Consider the following 17,729-nt stretch of genomic DNA (forward strand, 5'->3'; position numbering starts at 1 on the left):
GATCACCAATATCATGGGGCCATGACGTACCAGCTGCTGATCGACCGCTTCGCCAGCCCGCAGGGCCCCATGCAGCGCCGCCTGCACGAGGCGCTGCGCGCGGCCATCCGCGCCGGCGTTCTGGCGCCGGGCACGCGCCTGCAGGCCAGCCGGGTGCTGGCGCGCGAGCTGGGCGTGGCGCGCAATACCGTGCTCTATGCCTATGAGCAGCTCGCCACCGAGGGCCTGATCGCACCCGACCGGCGCGGCAGTCGGGTCAGCGAGCTGCTGCGCCCGCCGGCCAAGGAGACGCGTCCGCCCGGGGCGTCCGGGTCGCTCGGGCCGCTGGCGCGGCCACTCTCGCGCCGCGCCGAGGCGGTGCTGGCCGCCGGCCCGGTGCTGGAGACCACGCTGGCGTTTGCACCGGGCGTGCCGGCGCTGGATGAATTCCCCACCCAGCGCTGGCGCCGCCTGCTGGAGCGTTGCTGGCGCGGCCTGGGTCCGGCCCAGCTCAACTATGCGGACGCGGCCGGCGAGGCCGGGCTGCGCCAGGCGATCGCCGAGCATCTGCGCGCCTCGCGCGGCGTGCAATGCGAGCCGCAGCAGGTCTTCGTCACCGACGGCACGCAGGCCAGCCTGGACCTGTGCGCGCGCGCCTTTGCCGATGCCGGCGAAACGGCCTGGCTGGAGAGCCCCGGCTATGCCGGCGCCGAGACCGCGCTGCGCGGCGCCCAGCTGAAGCTGATCGGCATCGCGGTGGACGAGCAGGGCATGGCGCCGCGCGCCCAGGACTGGCGGCGCCAGCGCCCGCGCCTGATCTACACCACGCCCTCGCACCAATACCCCACCGGCGCGGTGATGAGCCTGGAGCGGCGCCTGGCCCTGCTGGCCCACGCACGCGAGGCCGGTAGCCTGATCATCGAGGACGACTACGACAGCGAGTTCCGCCACGACGGCCCACCGCTGCCGGCCATGCAGGGCCTGCAGGCGGACGCGCCGGTGCTCTACCTGGGCACCTTCAGCAAGACCTTGTTCCCGGGCCTGCGCATCGGCTTCATGGTGGTGCCCGAGGGCCTGTGCGAGGCGCTCGCGCGCCTGCTGGCGCGCAGCCAGCCGCGCGGCCGCATGGCCGATCAGCTGGCCCTGGCCGAGTTCCTGCGCAGCGGCCAGTTCGGCCTGCACCTGCGCCGCATGCGTCGGCTCTATCGCCAGCGCCGCGACGCGCTGGTGGCGGCGCTGGAGCGCGAGTTGGGTGATCTGGCCAGTGTCCACGGCGGCTCGGCCGGCATGCATCTGGCGCTGCGCTTTGCAGACAGCGCCGGCCTTGATGACGTGGCCATCAGTGCGCGGGCGCTGCGGGCCGGCATCGTCGCACCGGCGCTCAGCGAGCTGGCGATGGGGCCGCGCGCCCAGGCCTGGCGCGGCCTGCTGCTGGGCTATGCCCAGGTGCCGGTGGCGCAGATGGCGCCGCTGGTCGCGCGCTTGGCCAAGGTGCTGCGGGCCGGGCCATAGCAATGGATCCGTGCCGTTGGTCTGCACACCAAGCCTTCGCGCGACTCAGGCGCGAGGAGGATTGGGGCGGGGCGTGGTCAGCGCGAAGGAGCCTCTGGTACCTGAGTTGCCGCCAGCGTCCCAAGCATCGCGTCACGGCATACCGTGAGGAATTCGTCGGCGAGGGGCGAGTCGTCCGGGCAGGCTCGCGACATGACGAGGGCTCCCACGGCGTGCGAGATCATGTCCAGGACCTGGGCGCGCGTCTGGCGCGCGTCTGCAGAATCTGCCACATCGCCATCGCCGCGGCTCAATGCCGCCACCAGGCTCTCTATGCCCGTTGCAAAAGCGCTTCGGACTGAATCGGGCTGACGTGCCGCGTCCCCGCCCAAGGCGGCCATCGTGCAACCGGTGCCACGACTGTCACGGTGCTCGCGCGATAGGTACTGCCTGACGAACTCAGCAAGTTCTACACCGGCCCCTGTCAGCGCAATGGTCTGGGCGATGCCGCAAGCCGCCGATTCCGCGATCAGGTCGGTCTTGGACCCGAACTGCTTGTAGAAGCCGCCGTGGGTGAAGCCGGCGGCGGCCATCAGGTCGGCCACGCCGACGCCGTCATAGCCGCGTTCACGAAACAGCTGGGAAGCTGTTTCCACCACATGCGCCCGATTCGCCTGCGCCTGCGCTTTGGTGACTCTCATCGCTTGTTTGCCCTGGAGTGATGCATTTGTCGATCTCGATTCTATATTGATGTTGTTCGTAATCAAAGTATTGACATTTTGGATTACGTCCATCATCATTGGTCCATGCCAAGCCAATCCCGCCGGAAGTCGAACTCACTCGACAAGCGGCCATCACTGCTCAGGAACTCATGAACATGACCAGCACTCCTTCCACCGTCCTCATCACCGGCGCGTCCAGCGGCATCGGCGCCGTCTACGCCGAGCGCTTTGCAAAGCGTGGCCACGACCTGGTTCTGGTTGCCCGCGACAAATCCCGGCTCGATGCGCTTGCGGCACGCCTGCAGGAGGCGCACAAGGTCACGGTCGACGTGCTGCAGGCGGACCTGACGCAGCAGAGCGAGCTGGCGGCGGTCGAAACCCGCCTGCGCGAGGACGCTCGCATCGGCATCCTGATCAACAACGCGGGCATGGCGCAGCCCGGCAGCTTTGTCCAGCAAAGCGCGCAAGCCATCGAGAGGCTGATCGCCCTCAACACCACGGCGTTGACCCGCTTGGCGGCCGCCATTGCCCCACGCCTGGTACAGGCCGGCACCGGCACCATCGTCAACATCGGCTCGGTGGTGGGCTTCGCACCCGAACTCGGCATGACGATCTACGGTGCTACCAAGGCCTTCGTGCTGTTCCTGTCGCAGGGCTTGAACCTGGAGCTCTCGCCCAGGGGCATCTATGTGCAGGCCGTGCTGCCGGCCGCGACGCGCACGGAGATCTGGGAGCGTGCCGGCGTTGACATCAACACCCTCCCCGAAGTCATGGACGTCGAGGAACTGGTCGATGCGGCCATGGTCGGCTTCGACCGCCGCGAACTCGTCACGATCCCGCCGCTCCATGTGGCCGAGCGCTGGGACGCGTTGGATGGCGCGCGCCAAGGCTTGCTGTCTGACGTCCGGCAGGCCCACGCGGCCGATCGCTACCGCCAGCAGGCCTGAGCCCCCATCCCTCGCAAACGGAAGTCTGTCATGCCTATCAAGCTGATGAAATCGATCCTCCACGCGCTCGCACTGTCCGGTGTGCTGGCCTCTTCGAGCGCCTTGGCGAGCGATGTGCAGCCGGCGACATGGAAGAGCGTGCCGACGCAAAGTGTCACGGCCGGCGATGTGAGCTTCTCCTACCGCGAGCTCGGGCAGCAAAACGGCGGCACGCCCGTGGTGCTTCTCGTCCACCTGGCTGCCGTGCTGGACAACTGGGATCCGCGCATGGTGGACGGGCTCGCCGCGAAACATCACGTGATCGCGTTCGACAACCGAGGTGTCGGCGCCTCCACCGGCAAGCCGGCCAACACCATCGAGCAGATGGCCGACGACGTCATCAGCTTCATCAAGGCCAAGGGCTTCACGCAGGTGGACCTGTTCGGCTTCTCGATCGGCGGAATGATCGCGCAGGAGATCGTGCTGAAGGATTCGCAGCTGGTTCGCAAATTGATTCTTGCAGGCACGGGCCCAGCCGGAGGCGAGGGCATCAGCTCTGTCGCAGGCGTGGCGAACTACGACCTGATTCGGGCCACGCTGACCGGCCAGGATCCGAAGCAGTACCTGTTCTTCACCCGCACGCCGAACGGCATCGAGGCCGGCAAGGCGTTTCTGAAGCGATTGCAGGAGCGCATCGACCAGCGCGACAGCGAGATCGCCATCTGGGCCTATGTGTCGCAACTGCAGGCGCTCAGTGCCTGGGGGCAGAAGCGACCGGCCGACCTCTCGGTGATCAAGCAGCCGGTGCTCGTGGCCAATGGTGAGGATGACCGGATGGTGCCCACGCGCAACTCGCATGAGCTGGCGAAGCGCCTGCCGAATGCGCAGTTGATCATCTACCCGGATGCAGGGCACGGTGGCATCTTCCAGTATCACGAGGACTTCGTGCCCAAGGCGCTGGCCTTCCTGGCGAATTGATGTCGGAGGCCCTCATGACTGACACCCATCTCACCGCACCCACCCGTTTCGTGAGCGTCGACGGCGCACGGCTCGCCTACCGGCGCTGGGGCAATGCGGGCGCTGGGCAAGCGCCGCTGCTGATGCTGCAACACTTCCGGGGCGGCATGGACCACTGGGATCCGCTGATGACGGACGGCCTGGCCGAAGGCCGGGAGGTGATCCTCTACAACGGTCGAGGCATCGCGTCCTCTGATGGGACACCACGCACGCGCATCGAGGACATGGCCGACGATGCGGCGGCCTTCGTTCGTGCGCTGGGCCTGGAACAGGTCGACCTGCTGGGCTTCTCGCTGGGAGGCTTCCAGGCGCTCGATCTGACCTGGCGTCATCCGACGCTTGTGCGCAAGCTGATGCTTCTGGGCACGGGCCCGCGCGGCGGTGATCCGGAGATGGAGCATCGCGTGCTGGGCACGGCCGTCAACCCGGTGCCGACCCTGGAAGACTTCCTGTATCTGTTCTTCGGCCGCTCCGAGACGGCGGCGCAAGCAGGAAGGGACTTCTGGGAGCGGCGCCATCGGCGCGTCGATCAGCACCCGCCGTCCTCACCCGATGCCGCGAAGGCGCAGATCGAGGCCAATATGCATTACCTGCCCAGGTTGTCGGAAGACGATCCCTTCGCCTACCTGCGCGGCATCCAGCAGCCAACCTTCATCCTCAACGGCGTGCACGACGTGATGATCCCGACGGTCAACTCGTTCTACATGGCGCGTAACCTGCCGAACGCCCAGCTGTTCATCTATCCCGACTCGGGCCACGCCGCGCAGTTCCAGTACCCGCAGCGATTCCTGCGTCACGCGGTCCAGTTCCTCGGCGAGTGATGGCGGCGACCGCCGTCGTCCGCATCGCCTTGCCGGCTCTCTAAAGGTTGCCCCTCATGTTGAAGTTCAAGTTCCTCTTGTGGGCGTTCGCCCAGATCCTCAAGCGCCAGATTCGCGGAAACCCCGACTGCGCCCGCTATGTCGCCAGCAAGCGCCTGGTGTTCCAGATCCGCACTGCCTCGGGCGCGGGCCGCACCTTCGTGATCGAAGGCGGCGCCATCCGGTCTTTTGCCGGGCTCGCCGCGAATCCCCAGTTCACGTTCAGCTTCAAGGACGCCACCAGGGGATTCGCCATCCTGTCGGCCAAGGACAGCCAGGCCGCCTTCCTACGGGCTCTGGGTAGCAAGGAGCTGGTCATCAGCGGCGACTTCCAGGAAGTGATGTGGTTTCAGGGACTGACGGCATTCCTGCAGCCACCCAAAATCATCTCGCCGTATGAACGCACGGCCTTCTGAGTTGCCCATGGAATCCAGTCTGCTGAATCAGCCCTTGCACCTGCCGAACGGCAGCGTGCTGCGCAATCGTCTGGCCAAGGCGGCCATGAGCGAGACGCTGGGCACCTACGACAACCGTCCGACGAATGGCCTTGTGCAGTTGTATGGCCGCTGGGGCGCCTCGGGTCTGGGTCTGATCGTCACGGGTAATGTGATGATCGACCGGCGCGCGCTCGGCGAGCCCGGCAACGTCGTGATCGAGGATGAGTCTGACATGGCCGTGCTGAGGCAATGGACGCAGGCGGCAACAGCCCATGGATCGGCGCTATGGGCGCAACTCAACCATCCGGGCAAGCAGTCGACGCGGGGCTTGAATGCGTTCAACCTCGCGCCCTCTGCCGTTCCCTTCCGCGAGGACATGGCGGCGTTCTTCGACACCCCACGCGAGGCCAGCAGCGATGACATCCTGGACATCATCGAGCGCTTTGGGCGCAGCGCGGCCATCTGCAAGAAGGCGGGGTTCAGTGGTGTCCAGATCCACGCCGCGCATGGCTACCTGATCAACCAGTTTCTCTCGCCCCACCACAACCGTCGCGACGACGAATGGGGCAGTACGGCCGAGAAGCGCCGGCGCTTCCTGATGGCCGTCTATGCCGAGATCCGACGCCAAGTCGGCGCGGATTTCCCGGTGGGCATCAAGCTCAACTCGGCCGACTTCCAGCGCGGTGGTTTCACCGAGGAGGAATCGCTTGCGACGATTCGCGCGCTGGCAAAGGCTGGCATTGACCTGATCGAGATCTCCGGCGGCACTTACGAAGCCCCTGCGATGAGCGGCGCCATGCAGGAGCCAAAAAGGGCAAGCACCGCAGCGCGGGAAGCCTACTTTCTTGGCTTCGCGGAAAAGGCGCGGGCCACGACCAAGCTGCCGCTCATGGTGACCGGTGGCTTCCGTACGGCGACCGGCATGAACGCTGCGCTGCGTACCGGTGCACTGGATGTGGTGGGCCTGGCCCGGCTGCTGGCGATCGACCCCGACGCGCCCGCAGCACTGCTGCAAGGGCGCGACAGCGCACAGCGGGTCCGACCGATCAGCACGGGTCTCAAGGCCGTGGACCGCATGGGAATCATGGAGGTGCTCTGGTATGAGCGCCAGCTCAAACGCATCGCCAAGGGCAAGGAACCACGTCCGGCCGAGAGCGGCCTGGCGGCGTTCCTGAAGTCGGCGCTCGGCAGTAGCTGGGGCACGTTTCGCACACGACGCCTGCGTGCGCGCGCCTGAGAGGCAGGCTTGTGACCCGATTGACCACCACCCTGGGTTCGCCAGGAACAAGGAAGAAGACATGAAAGCCCTCACATTCAAGCGCTACGGCAAGTCGCCCGATATCGGGTTCTCCAACGTCGACCGCCCCACGCTGCAACCCGACGAGCTGCTGGTTCAAGTTCACGCCGCAGGCGTGAACCCCATCGACAACATGGTCCCGGTCGGCACCTTCAAACCTGTGCTGCATTTCAAGCTGCCGGCCATCCTGGGCAGCGATCTGGCCGGCGTGGTGGTCGAGATCGGGAGCCGCGTGACCCGCTTCAAGCCGGGTGACGAGGTCTTCGCCAGCCTCTTTGACCTGGGCAAGGGGTCGATTGCAGAGTTCGCCGCGGTGCCGGAAAGCGCCGCCGCCCTGAAGCCGCCCAAGCTGGACTTCGTGCAGGCCGCGTCCGTCCCCATGGTCGCGCTCACCTCCTGGCAGGCGTTGAAGGAACGTATCAAGCTGCGCCATGGTCAGAAGGTGTTCATCCCTGCAGGCTCGGGTGGCATCGGGACCTTTGCGATCCAGCTGGCTCACCAGCTTGGCGCCAAGGTCGGGACGACGGTCAGTACCGGCAACGTCGAGTTCGTTCGCGGCTTGGGTGCCGATGAAATCGTCGACTACAAGAAGCAGGAATTCGAGAAGCTGCTGCGCGGTTACGACGCCGTGCTTGGCACGGTCCGGGGCGACGCCATCGAGAAGTCGCTGGATATCCTGAAGCCGGGAAGCCGCATCGTTTCGCTCATCGGCCCGCTGGATGCGGCCTTCGCAAAGGCGAAGAAGCTGAACTTCTTCCTGACGTTTGTGTTCGGCCTGATGAGCCGCAAGATCCGCAAACTGTCCCGGAAGAAGGGCGTCGACTACGCCTTCCTCTTCGTGCGGCCTGATGGCCAACAGCTCGCAGAAATCGCTGAGCTGCTCAAGACCGAACGGATCCGACCGGTCATCGACAAGGTGTTCCCGTTCGACCAGGCCAAGGAAGCCCTGGACTACCTGGCCCTCGGCCGAGCCAAGGGAAAGGTCGTCATCAAGATCAAATGACGGGTGTCGCAAAAAAAAAGCCCGCCCGGTTGCCCGGGCGGGCTTGTCAGCACCGATCAGCGCGGCGCTTCAGATGGTGATCAGGCGGTGACGCCCTTGGCAGTCTCCGCGTACTCTTCGATCTGGTCGAAGTTCATGTACTTGTAGATCGAGGCGCCGTCCTTGTTCACCACGCCCATGGCCTCGTGATACTCGCTCACGCTGGGGATCTTGCCCAGCTTGGAGGCGATCGCGGCCAACTCCGCCGAGGCCAGGAACACATTGGTGTTCTTGCCCAGGCGGTTGGGGAAGTTGCGGGTCGAGGTCGAGACCACGGTGGCACCTTCACGCACCTGCGCCTGGTTGCCCATGCACAGCGAGCAGCCGGGCATCTCGGTGCGCGCACCGGCGGTGCCGAAGGCGGCGTAATGGCCTTCCTTGATCAGCTCGCTCTGGTCCATCTTGGTGGGCGGTGCCACCCACAGCTTGACCGGGATGTCGCGCTGGCCGCCCAGCAGCTTGGCCGCGGCGCGGAAGTGGCCGATGTTCGTCATGCAGGAACCGATGAAGGCCTCGTCGATCTTGGTGCCGGCCACTTCGCTGAGGGTCTTGGCATCGTCCGGATCGTTGGGGCAGCAGAGGATGGGTTCCTTGATGTCGGCCAGGTCGATCTCGATCACGGCCGCGTATTCGGCGTCCTTGTCAGCTTCCAGCAGGCTGGGGTTGGCCAGCCAGGCTTCGACCTTCTCGATACGGCGCTGCAGGGTGCGCGCGTCGGCATAGCCGTCCGCGATCATGTTCTTCATCAGCACGATGTTGCTGCTGAGGTATTCCTTGATCGGCGCGGGGTTCAGCTTGACCGTGCAGCCGGCGGCGCTGCGCTCGGCCGAGGCGTCGCTGAGCTCGAACGCTTGCTCGACCTTCAGGTCGGGCAGGCCTTCGATCTCGAGGATGCGGCCCGAGAACACGTTCTTCTTGCCGGCCTTGGCGACGGTCAGCAGACCGGCCTTGATGGCGTACAGCGGGATCGCATGCACCAGATCACGCAGGGTGATGCCGGGCTGCATCTGGCCCTTGAAGCGCACCAGCACCGACTCGGGCATATCCAGCGGCATCACGCCGGTGGCGGCGCCGAAGGCGACCAGGCCGGAGCCTGCCGGGAAGGAGATGCCGATCGGGAAGCGGGTGTGCGAATCGCCGCCGGTGCCGACGGTGTCGGGCAGCAGCAGGCGGTTCAGCCAGCTGTGGATCACGCCGTCGCCCGGGCGCAGGGCCACGCCGCCACGGTTGCTGATGAAGGCGGGCAGCTCGCGATGCGTCTTCACGTCCACGGGCTTGGGATAGGCCGCGGTGTGGCAGAACGATTGCATCACCAGGTCGGCGCTGAAGCCCAGGCAGGCCAGGTCCTTCAGCTCGTCGCGGGTCATCGGGCCGGTGGTGTCCTGCGAGCCGACGGTGGTCATCTTCGGTTCGCAATAGGTGCCGGGGCGCACGCCCTGGCCTTCCGGCAGGCCGACGGCACGGCCGACCATCTTCTGCGCCAGCGTGAAGCCGGCCTTGGTTTCGGCGGGGGCCTGCGGCAGGCGGAACAGGGTGGAGGCGGGCAGGCCCAGGTAGTCGCGTGCCTTGCCGGTCAGCGAGCGGCCGATGATCAGGTTGATGCGGCCGCCGGCGCGCACCTCGTCGAACAGCACGTCGCTCTTGAGCTTGAACTCGGCCACGGTCTGGCCGTCCTTCACCAGCTTGCCTTCATAGGGCAGCACGTCGATGACGTCGCCCATTTCCAGCTTGCTGACGTCGACCTCGATCGGCAGCGAGCCCGAGTCTTCCTGCGTGTTGAAGAAGATCGGGGCGATCTTGCCGCCCAGGGTCACGCCGCCGAAGCGCTTGTTCGGCACGAAGGGGATGTCTTGGCCGGTGGCCCAGATCACGCTGTTGGTGGCGCTCTTGCGCGAGGAACCGGTGCCGACCACGTCGCCCACGTAGGCGACCAGGTGGCCCTTCTTCTTCAGGTCCTCGATGAACTGCATCGGGCCGCGCTTGCCGTCTTCCTCGGGCTCGAAGGCCGCGTCGGGGCGGGTGTTCTTCAGCATCGCCAGGTAGTGCAGCGGGATGTCCGGGCGGCTCCAGGCATCGGGGGCGGGCGAGAGGTCGTCGGTATTGGTTTCGCCGGGCACCTTGAAGACGGTGACGGTGATCTTCTTCTCGACCTCGGGGCGGCTGGTGAACCATTCGGCATCGGCCCAGCTCTGGATCACTTCCAGCGCCTTGGCATTGCCGGCCTTGGCCTTGACTTCGACGTCGTGGAAGAAGTCGAACATCAGCAGGGTCTTCTTCAGGCCTGCGGCGGCCACGCCGGCCACCTCGGCATCGTCCAGCAGGTCGATCAGCGGCTTGACGTTGTAGCCGCCCACCATGGTGCCCAGCAGCTCGGTGGCCTTGGCCTTGGAGATCAGGCCGACGGCGAGGTCGCCATGGGCCACGGCGGCCAGGAAGCTGGCCTTGACCTTGGCGGCGTCATCCACGCCCGGCGGCACGCGGTGCGTCAGCAGGTCGAGCAGGAATTCGCCCTCGCCAGCCGGCGGGTTCTTGATCAACTCGATCAGCTCGGCGACCTGCTTGGCATCCAGCGGCAGGGGCGGGATGCCCAGCGCGGCGCGCTCGGCTTGGTGTTGGCGATAGGCTTGCAACATGGCTACTCCTGGTGTCGTTGAGTGGGATGGGCGCTGCTGTTCAGACCGGCTTGGGCTTGATCAGCTTCAGACCCTTGAAATAGTCGCGGAAGAATCCGTCGTCGGCGGTGATGAGGGCGCTGCATTGCAGCAGGGCATGGGCGCCGACGATGAAGTCCGGCACGGTGCGCTGGCGTTCGCCGCCGCGCGCACGGTAGCGGCGCTGCATCTCGCCGGCGCGTATGGCGGCGCGTTGTTCAACGGCACTGTAGACGATGCCCATGTCTTCGAGCACCTGCATGGCCTGGTCGCCGTCGTGCAGCGAGGAGCAGATCTCGGAGACCACCACGTCGCAGACCACCACCGGCCCGTGCGAGAGCGCCTCGCGCAGCGCCGCCTCGGCCAGGTCGGCGCGTTCGCTGTCGCTCAGCAGGTCGACGAGCACGGAGGAATCGATGGCAATCATGGGCGGGCCGCTTCAGCGCTCCACCGGATCGCCGGGGGCGCGGCCGCGCACCGCGCGCATGGCGTCGTCGACCGAGGCGAAGCCATCCAGCTTGAACTTGCCGCGGGCGCGCGAAATGGCGTCGTCGACGTTCTTGCGCAGGATGATGCGGCCGCCGTCGAGTTCGACCTTGAGCGTCGTGCCCTTGGTCAGGCCCAGGGCGTCACGCACTGCCTTGGGCAGGGTGATCTGGCCGCGTTCGGCGACGGTGGCTTCCATGGGCACTCCTCGGTATGTGCGGCGAAGTATGCATTGATTTTACATACTTCTGTGTGCATACCAAGCCCGAGCGCGCTACTGCGGCAATGAAAAAGGGGAGGCCGGTGGCCTCCCCTGGTGTGCGGGCGCAGCGCCTCAGTTCTTGGGCAGGCTGGTGCCGGGGGTGATGCCGATGCCGCTGTCGGGTGCCACCATGGCCTGGGCGCTCTGCACCTGCTCGGGGTGCTGGCAGCTGTCGACCATGCGCTGGCCGATCTTGGCATTCATCAACATCGATTTGGCGGGGATCTGCAGCCACACCACGCCGGCCTTCTTGTCCTCCAGGCGCACCGCGCCGGTGGTGGTGGGCTCGGGCGTCATGTTGTAGACCAGCTTGCCGAACTGCAGGCGGAAGCGCCCCGGCTTGTCGGGATGCGGCGTGATCTGCACCTTCTGGTTGAACTCGCACTGGGCGTCGCCGCTGTGCACGCGCGGGCCTACGGCGAGTTGATCGTCGTTCAAGGGCGTGTTGTCCTCGTCCACGACCGCGGGTGCCGGTGCCTGCGGCTTGACCTTGGCGGCCAGGCGGTTGCGCGGCTTGGGGTTCTCCACGGCGGCCGACCAGGCGCTGCCGCACAGGGCCAGGCTGGCGAGGGCAAGGAGGAGGGGGCGGAGTTGGCTTGCTGCAGACTTCATATCACCACGCTTGGAGTTCGATGCGCTGATTGTCGCGCTGCAAGACCCGCCGCAGCCTAGCGTTTCCCTGCATTTCTCGCCTCAAGCGTGCGCCATTCGTAAGTGGCGCAGCAAGGCGGTATCAACAAGTTTCGAAATAGGCGCGACAGACCTCGGCCGGCAGGGCCTGGCCGGTGCGATGGGCGCGCTCCAGCACTTGCCAGAAGTAGCGGTAGCTGGCGCGGTCGTGCAGGCTGTCGCGATGCTGGATGGGCGCCCAATGCGCCGCCTGCGCGGCGTGGATGATCTCGATGGCCTCGTCGATCTCGGCCACGCTGGGTGCGAAGGCGTCGATGATGGGCTGGATCTGGCTGGGATGGATGCTCCACATGCGGGTGTAGCCGAACTCGCGCGCCGCGCGCGTAGCGGCGGCCAGGATGGCGCGGGCGCTCTTGAACTCGGTCACCACGCAGTGCGAGGGCGTCTTGGCGTTGGCATGGGCGGCGGCGGCGATCTCGAGCTTGGCGCGCGCCACCAGCGGGTGGGTGAACTGGCCCTCGACGCTCAGGGCGCTGCGCGGGATGGCACCGCGGTGCGCGGAGACGAAGTCCATCAGCCCGAAGGACAGCGATTCGATGCGGGGATGCGCGGCAATCGCCTGCACATCGCGCAACGCGCCATGGGTTTCGATCAGCACATGCACGGGCAGGGGCTTCTCGACACCGTGGCGCTGCAGGCTGTCATCGATGAAGGCAATGGCCTTGTGCACATCGGCCAGGCTGCGCGGCTTGGGCAGCATCAGATAGGCCAGACGCTCGCCGGCCAGCGCGAGCAGGCCGTCCACATCGGCCTCGAAAGCGGGGTGGTCCAGCGGATGCACGCGCGCGCCCACCCGGCCGTGGCGGTTCAGGTTGCTGTTCAGCAGCTCCGATACCAGCAGCACATGCTCGGCCTCGCCGCCGATGGGGGCGCCGTCCTCGCAATCCAGGGTGATGTCGAACAGCGGCCCCATCTGCGCCTGCAACTCGAGGCTCTTGCGCATGCGCAGCTCGACACCGCAATAGTGGTCCACCACGGGCAGCAGGGTGGCGGCATCGCCCTCTTCGAACAGGGCCAGTTTGGGATGCAGGGCAGCGGACATGGTGCAAGTCGAAATGAAAAAGGGCCGGCGCGATAGCCGACCCTTGGAGTATCGCGTCAGCCTTGGCTGATCACGTCATGCCATCACAGCAGGTGCTTGACGCCGTTCTGCTCTTCCAGCAGTTCGTTGAGGGTCTTGTTGATGCATTCTTGCGAGAAGGCGTCGATCTCGATGCCTTCGACGATCTTGTATTCGCCGTTCGCGCAGGTGACCGGGTAGCCGAACATCACGTCCTTGGGGATGCCGTACTCGCCGCCCGAGGGGATGCCCATCGTGACCCACTTGCCGTTGGTGCCCAGGGCCCAGTCGCGCATGTGGTCGATGGCGGCGTTGGCGGCCGAGGCGGCCGACGACAGGCCGCGTGCGGCAATGATGGCGGCGCCGCGCTTGCCCACGGTGGGCAGGAAGGTCTCGCGGTTCCAGGTCTCGTCGTTGATCATGGCCTTGACCGAGGCGCCGCCAATGGTGGCGTTGCGGTAGTCGGCGTACATGGTGGGCGAGTGGTTGCCCCAGACGGCCAGCTTCTCGATGTCCGCCACGGCCTTGCCGGTCTTGGCAGCGAGTTGCGAGGCGGCGCGGTTGTGGTCCAGGCGCAGCATGGCGGTGAAGTTCTTGGCCGGCAGGTCCGGGGCCGACTTCATCGCGATATAGGCATTGGTGTTGGCGGGGTTGCCCACCACCAGCACCTTGACGTTGCGCGAGGCCACGGCGTTCAGGGCCTTGCCCTGGGCGGTGAAGATGGCGCCGTTGATGGCCAGCAGCTCCGAGCGCTCCATGCCGGGGCCGCGCGGGCGCGAGCCCACCAGCAGGGCGTAGTCGGTGCCCTTGAACGCGGTCATCGGGTCGCTGTGGGCCTCGATGCCGGCCAGCAGCGGGAAGGCGCAGTCTTCGAGTTCCATGATCACGCCCTTGAGCGCGTTCTGGGCCTTCTCGTCGGGGATCTCCAGCAGCTGCAGGATCACGGGCTGGTCCTTGCCCAGCATTTCGCCGGAGGCGATGCGGAACAGCAGGGCATAGCCAATCTGGCCGGCGGCGCCAGTGACGGCAACGCGAACGGGAGTCTTGCTCATGGGAAATCTCCGGAAAGGTTGGTGAAGGTGCAGATCAAAACTGTGGTCTTGCGCAGGGCGTCGCCAAGCCGGCAACGCGCTGCGCCGAAGTGGCGCCAAGTGTAGGCCAGACTCCGGGCATTCCCGAGCTTGACCAATTGCCTGGGGTCAATTTGACGGCAGATTATCCGTGCTGCTTTGCACAAATCTGACAGTCATCTGTCTTATAGAAGATAGCAGGCGTCAGATGGTGGACTGGCCTGCGCGCTTGTGCTGCAATGCCGGCCATGCCTGCGCAGCCCATTCCTCCCGCCATCCCAGAGGCGGGGCCCTCATTCAGCCCGCTCTACCGCCAGATCAAGGGGCTCATCATTGCCGGCCTGCAGGGCGGCGAATGGAAGGCGGGCGAGAGCATTCCCAGCGAGATCGAGCTGGCGCAGCGCTTTGGCGTCAGCCAGGGCACGGTGCGTAAGGCTATTGACGAACTTGCCGCCGAGAATCTGCTGGTGCGCCGCCAGGGCAAGGGCACCTTCGTGGCCACCCATGCCGAGCAGCAGCAGCAATACCGCTTTCTGCGCCTGATGCCCGACGAGGGGCAGGATCCGGGCCTGGGGCGCCAGTTGCTGGACTGCAAGCGTCAGCGCGCGCCGGCCTGGATTGCCAAGCAATTGCAGATGCGGGCCGGCGACGCGATGGTGGAGGTGCGCCGCCTGCTGCACAGCGCCGGGCGGCCGGTGGTGCTGGACGATATCTGGTTGCCGGGGAACTTGTTCAAGGGGCTCACCACCGAGCGCCTGAGCCAGCACCGCGGCCCGTTCTATGGCTTGTTCGAGACCGAGTTTGGTGTGCACATGATTCGCGCGCAGGAAAAGATCAGGGCGGTGGCGGCTGACGCCGAGACTGCTGCGCTCTTGCAGGTGGCCGAAGGCACGCCGCTGCTGAGCGTGGAGCGCCTGTCCTTCACCTACGGCGACAAACCGGTGGAGTTGCGGCGCGGCCTATACAACACTTCTACGCATTTCTACCGCAATGATTTGAATTGATCGAGAGTCGTTGTTTGGTTCGCAACACGCCCCGCACAAGCTTTGGATGTGTTGCGTTGCAATAAAATCTTTGGGTTTCACGTTGATTACAAAAGGTCGGGTATGACGGACACCACCAACAGCACGGCCGGCAAAAGACCGGTCTACCGCAACATCAACATCTTCACGGATGTGCGCACCTACCGCCTGCCGGTGGCGGGCTTCGTGTCCATCCTGCACCGCGTCAGCGGCCTGCTGATGTTCCTGTTGCTGCCCTTCGTGATCTGGATGTTCGACAACAGTCTGACGTCTGAAATCTCCTACGGCGCCTTCACCAATGCCTTCGTGGCCGGCATCGGCTTCGTGCCCGCCTGGTTCGTGAAGCTGGCGACGCTGGGCCTGATCTGGGGCTATCTGCACCACTTCATCGCCGGCCTGCGCCATCTGTGGATGGATGCCACCCATAGCGTCAGCAAGGAATTCGGCAAGTCCAGCGCGGTGTTCACGCTCGTCGTGAGCCTGGCGCTGACGGCGCTGCTGGGTGCCAAGCTGTTCGGTCTGTACTGAGCGGCCCGTACCGATCTCTAGCCTAGAGGCAACAACAACCATGAGTACTTTTGGATCCAAGCGCATCGTCGTGGGTGCGCATTACGGCTTGCGTGACTGGATGGCGCAGCGCGCCACCGCGCTCTTGATGGCGCTGTTCACCGTCGTGCTGCTGGCACAGCTGCTGATGCCCGGCGAGCTCGGCTACGACCGCTGGGCCGGCATCTTCTCGCAGCAGTGGATGAAGGTCGTGACCTTCGCCCTCATCATCTCGCTGGCCTACCACGCCTGGGTGGGCATGCGCGACATCTGGATGGACTATGTGCAGCCAGTGGGCATTCGCCTGGCCCTGCACCTCTTCACCCTGGTTTGGCTCGTGGCTTGCGCCGGTTGGGCGGTCCAAGTGCTTTGGAGACTTTGAAAATGCAAATTGGAACGACGCTCGCAAAGCGCAAATTCGATGTGGTGATCGTCGGCGCCGGTGGCTCCGGCATGCGCGCATCGCTGCAACTCTCGCTGGCCGGCCTGAACGTGGCCGTGCTGTCCAAGGTGTTCCCGACGCGCTCGCACACGGTGGCGGCGCAGGGCGGCATCGGTGCCTCCCTGGGCAATATGTCCGAGGACAACTGGCACTATCACTTCTTCGACACCATCAAGGGTTCGGACTACCTGGGCGACCAGGATGCGATCGAATTCATGTGCCGCGAGGCGCCCAAGGTCGTGTACGAGCTTGAGCATTTCGGCATGCCCTTCGACCGCAATCCGGATGGCACCATCTACCAGCGCCCCTTTGGCGGCCACACCGCCAACTACGGTGAAAAGCCGGTGCAGCGCGCCTGCGCCGCGGCCGACCGTACCGGCCACGCGCTGTTGCACACCCTGTACCAGCAGAACGTCAAGGCCAAGACCCAGTTCTTCGTCGAATGGATGGCGCTGGACCTGATCCGCGACGCCGAGGGCGATGTGGTGGGCGTGACTGCGCTGGAAATGGAAACCGGCGAGATCCACATCCTCGAAGCCAAGACCGTGCTGATGGCCACCGGCGGGGCAGGGCGCATCTACGCCGCCTCCACCAATGCCTTCATCAACACCGGTGACGGCCTGGGCATGGCCGCCCGCTCCGGCATCCCGCTGGAAGACATGGAGTTCTGGCAGTTCCACCCCACCGGCGTGGCCGGCGCGGGCGTGCTGCTGACCGAAGGCTGCCGCGGCGAGGGCGCGATCCTGCGCAACAGCAATGGCGAGCGCTTCATGGAGCGCTATGCGCCGACGCTGAAGGACCTGGCACCGCGTGACTTCGTGTCGCGCTCGATGGACCAGGAAATCAAGGAAGGTCGCGGCTGCGGTCCCAACAAGGACTATGTGCTGCTGGACATGACCCACCTGGGCGCCGAGACCATCATGAAGCGCCTGCCCTCGGTGTTCGAGATCGGCCACAACTTCGCCAACGTCGACATCACCAAGGAGCCGATTCCCGTGGTGCCGACCATCCACTACCAGATGGGTGGCATTCCGACGAATGTGCATGGCCAGGTGGTGATCCCCAAGAATGGCAAGGTCAACGACATCGTCAACGGCCTCTACGCCGTGGGTGAGTGCTCCTGCGTGAGCGTGCACGGCGCCAACCGCCTGGGCACCAACTCGCTGCTGGACCTGGTGGTGTTCGGCCGCGCGGCCGGCAACCACATCGTCGACTTCGCGCTCAAGAACAAGAACCACAAGCCCCTGCCCAAGGACGCGGCGGACCTGACCCTGGCACGCCTGGCGCGCCTGGAGTCGGCCACCAACGGCGAATACGCGCAGGACGTGGCCAACGACATTCGCTCGACGATGCAAAAGCACGCCGGCGTGTTCCGCACCCAGGCGGTGATGAACGAGGGCGTGAGCAAGATCCTGGAAGTGGCCGAGCGCGTCAAGAGCATCGGCCTGAAGGACAAGAGCAAGGTGTTCAACACCGCGCGCGTCGAGGCCCTGGAGGTCGACAACCTGATCGAGGCCGCCAAGGCCACCATGATCTCGGCGGCCGCCCGCCCGGAAAGCCGTGGCGCGCATGCGCACAACGACTTCCCTAACCGCGACGACGCCAACTGGATGAAGCACACGCTGTGGTACTCCGAAGGCAACCGCCTCGACTACAAGCCCGTGAACCTGCAACCGCTGACGGTGGAATCGGTGCCGCCCAAGGTCCGCACCTTCTAAAGGATTAGAGC

General features: G+C 65.7%; 18 protein-coding genes. 11 read left to right on the forward strand and 7 right to left on the reverse strand.

From position 1 onward, the window contains the following. Nucleotides 1-21: 21 nt before the first annotated feature. Nucleotides 22-1,491: a MocR-like pyridoxine biosynthesis transcription factor PdxR gene (gene pdxR / locus PFX98_RS18370; protein ID WP_285231940.1), complete on the forward strand. Its 1,470-nt coding sequence runs from the start codon at nucleotides 22-24 to the stop codon at nucleotides 1,489-1,491. Nucleotides 1,492-1,568: 77 nt separating this feature from the next. Here pdxR and PFX98_RS18375 read toward each other — a convergent pair whose 3' ends face one another. Then, nucleotides 1,569-2,171, reverse strand: coding sequence for a TetR/AcrR family transcriptional regulator (locus tag PFX98_RS18375; protein ID WP_285235631.1), 603 nt, complete (start codon nucleotides 2,169-2,171; stop codon nucleotides 1,569-1,571). A gap of 176 nt (nucleotides 2,172-2,347) precedes the next feature. Here PFX98_RS18375 and PFX98_RS18380 point away from each other — a divergent pair, with 176 nt between their 5' ends. From PFX98_RS18380 to PFX98_RS18405, 6 genes are all read left to right on the forward strand, one after another. Then, nucleotides 2,348-3,139 carry an SDR family NAD(P)-dependent oxidoreductase gene (locus PFX98_RS18380; protein WP_285235632.1) on the forward strand — a complete coding sequence of 264 codons (792 nt, stop codon included), beginning with the start codon at nucleotides 2,348-2,350 and terminating at the stop codon, nucleotides 3,137-3,139. A 30-nt stretch (nucleotides 3,140-3,169) separates the two neighbouring features. Continuing rightward, nucleotides 3,170-4,096: an alpha/beta fold hydrolase gene (locus PFX98_RS18385; protein ID WP_285231941.1), complete on the forward strand. Its 927-nt coding sequence runs from the start codon at nucleotides 3,170-3,172 to the stop codon at nucleotides 4,094-4,096. 14 nt (nucleotides 4,097-4,110) lie between these two features. Then, a complete protein-coding gene (locus tag PFX98_RS18390; protein ID WP_285231942.1) occupies nucleotides 4,111-4,956 on the forward strand; it encodes an alpha/beta fold hydrolase in 846 nt (281 codons plus the stop codon). A gap of 56 nt (nucleotides 4,957-5,012) precedes the next feature. Beyond that, the gene (locus tag PFX98_RS18395) at nucleotides 5,013-5,411 is read left to right on the forward strand and encodes a helicase (RefSeq protein WP_285231943.1); all 399 of its coding nucleotides are present in this window, start codon (nucleotides 5,013-5,015) and stop codon (nucleotides 5,409-5,411) included. 7 nt (nucleotides 5,412-5,418) lie between these two features. Further along, a complete protein-coding gene (locus PFX98_RS18400; protein ID WP_285231944.1) occupies nucleotides 5,419-6,669 on the forward strand; it encodes an NADH:flavin oxidoreductase/NADH oxidase family protein in 1,251 nt (416 codons plus the stop codon). A 61-nt stretch (nucleotides 6,670-6,730) separates the two neighbouring features. Then, on the forward strand, nucleotides 6,731-7,732 hold the full coding sequence (locus PFX98_RS18405; RefSeq protein WP_285231945.1) for an NADP-dependent oxidoreductase: 1,002 nt from the start codon (nucleotides 6,731-6,733) through the stop codon (nucleotides 7,730-7,732). An 80-nt stretch (nucleotides 7,733-7,812) separates the two neighbouring features. Here the strand turns inward: PFX98_RS18405 and acnB are convergent, their stop codons facing one another. The 6 genes from acnB to PFX98_RS18435 all read right to left on the reverse strand — a co-directional run bounded on the left by acnB (nucleotide 7,813) and on the right by PFX98_RS18435 (nucleotide 13,972). Further along, nucleotides 7,813-10,404, reverse strand: coding sequence for a bifunctional aconitate hydratase 2/2-methylisocitrate dehydratase (acnB, locus tag PFX98_RS18410; RefSeq protein ID WP_285231946.1), 2,592 nt, complete (start codon nucleotides 10,402-10,404; stop codon nucleotides 7,813-7,815). 40 nt (nucleotides 10,405-10,444) lie between these two features. Further along, on the reverse strand, nucleotides 10,445-10,849 hold the full coding sequence (locus tag PFX98_RS18415; protein WP_285231947.1) for a type II toxin-antitoxin system VapC family toxin: 405 nt from the start codon (nucleotides 10,847-10,849) through the stop codon (nucleotides 10,445-10,447). A 12-nt stretch (nucleotides 10,850-10,861) separates the two neighbouring features. Further along, nucleotides 10,862-11,107 carry an AbrB/MazE/SpoVT family DNA-binding domain-containing protein gene (locus PFX98_RS18420; RefSeq protein WP_285231948.1) on the reverse strand — a complete coding sequence of 82 codons (246 nt, stop codon included), beginning with the start codon at nucleotides 11,105-11,107 and terminating at the stop codon, nucleotides 10,862-10,864. 135 nt (nucleotides 11,108-11,242) lie between these two features. Then, nucleotides 11,243-11,782: a hypothetical protein gene (locus PFX98_RS18425; RefSeq protein ID WP_285231949.1), complete on the reverse strand. Its 540-nt coding sequence runs from the start codon at nucleotides 11,780-11,782 to the stop codon at nucleotides 11,243-11,245. 121 nt (nucleotides 11,783-11,903) lie between these two features. Beyond that, complete coding sequence (locus PFX98_RS18430; RefSeq protein WP_285231950.1) at nucleotides 11,904-12,902, reverse strand: HpcH/HpaI aldolase/citrate lyase family protein; 999 nt, start codon at nucleotides 12,900-12,902, stop codon at nucleotides 11,904-11,906. A gap of 83 nt (nucleotides 12,903-12,985) precedes the next feature. Continuing rightward, entirely contained in the window at nucleotides 12,986-13,972 is a 987-nt protein-coding gene (locus PFX98_RS18435) for a malate dehydrogenase (RefSeq protein ID WP_285231951.1), read from the reverse strand. A gap of 266 nt (nucleotides 13,973-14,238) precedes the next feature. Between PFX98_RS18435 and PFX98_RS18440 the strand changes: the two genes are divergently transcribed. The 4 genes from PFX98_RS18440 to sdhA all read left to right on the forward strand — a co-directional run bounded on the left by PFX98_RS18440 (nucleotide 14,239) and on the right by sdhA (nucleotide 17,718). After that, nucleotides 14,239-14,994 carry a GntR family transcriptional regulator gene (locus PFX98_RS18440; RefSeq protein ID WP_285231952.1) on the forward strand — a complete coding sequence of 252 codons (756 nt, stop codon included), beginning with the start codon at nucleotides 14,239-14,241 and terminating at the stop codon, nucleotides 14,992-14,994. Nucleotides 14,995-15,096: 102 nt separating this feature from the next. Then, nucleotides 15,097-15,540 carry a succinate dehydrogenase, cytochrome b556 subunit gene (gene sdhC, locus PFX98_RS18445; RefSeq protein WP_285231953.1) on the forward strand — a complete coding sequence of 148 codons (444 nt, stop codon included), beginning with the start codon at nucleotides 15,097-15,099 and terminating at the stop codon, nucleotides 15,538-15,540. A 40-nt stretch (nucleotides 15,541-15,580) separates the two neighbouring features. Beyond that, entirely contained in the window at nucleotides 15,581-15,940 is a 360-nt protein-coding gene (sdhD, locus tag PFX98_RS18450; protein WP_285231954.1) for a succinate dehydrogenase, hydrophobic membrane anchor protein, read from the forward strand. A 2-nt stretch (nucleotides 15,941-15,942) separates the two neighbouring features. Next, nucleotides 15,943-17,718 (forward strand): succinate dehydrogenase flavoprotein subunit, encoded by a 1,776-nt coding sequence (gene sdhA / locus PFX98_RS18455; protein ID WP_285231955.1) that lies wholly within the window; start codon nucleotides 15,943-15,945, stop codon nucleotides 17,716-17,718. The last annotated feature ends 11 nt before the right edge of the window (nucleotides 17,719-17,729 follow it).

The sequence above is a fragment of the Paucibacter sediminis genome (assembly GCF_030254645.1).
GTDB lineage: Bacteria > Pseudomonadota > Gammaproteobacteria > Burkholderiales > Burkholderiaceae_C > Paucibacter_B > Paucibacter_B sediminis.